This is a genomic window from Neobacillus drentensis, assembly GCF_036966985.1.
Taxonomy (GTDB): Bacteria; Bacillota; Bacilli; order Bacillales; family Cytobacillaceae; genus Neobacillus; species Neobacillus drentensis_E.
Map to the genome: position 1 here is coordinate 1 of NZ_JBALSN010000423.1, position 556 is coordinate 556.

The window sequence follows — 556 nt, forward strand, 5'->3', positions numbered from 1 at the left end:
TTTTTAAAAAAAATATTATATTGTGGAAAATTTTCCACTATGGTATACTTTCATTAAGCACAAAATGAGAAGAGAGGGAAAGACCATAAATATTAATTTAAATAAATTAAATGAGCTGGAGCTTTCGGTTCATAATAAACTTTCTGAAATTATTAAAGAAAAGGATCATTTAAAAATATTAGAGGCCGCTGAGTATTGTAATGTGTCTTCTTCAAAAGTATCCAAACTTGTAAGAAAACTTGGGTTTGAAAGTTTTAAACAATATAAACAATTTTTTGGCGGTCAGCCAATCATTCAGGAAGACAAAAAAACTTCAAGTGAGCTTGAACGATTAAAACACTTTATAGATAATTTTGACCCTACATTAGTGGATGAGTTTTTAACTCTTTATAAGAAGTACAACAGAATTGTGCTATTTGGATTGGGTCCATCCTTTATTTGTGTAGAATACTTTGCTTATAAGCTTGCTCTTGTTTCTGGAAAACATATTTTAGTGAGCCAGGGAGAAGATCATGCGAAGCATTTAGTGGATGAGGACACGCTTTTAATTGTTTTT

At 30.4% G+C, this 556-nt stretch carries 1 protein-coding gene; it reads left to right on the forward strand.

Annotated elements, in window-relative coordinates:
- Positions 1-64 precede the first annotated feature (64 nt).
- Positions 65-556: MurR/RpiR family transcriptional regulator (locus V7659_RS24095; protein WP_335542677.1), on the forward strand; the 492-nt coding region annotated here is incomplete at its 3' end.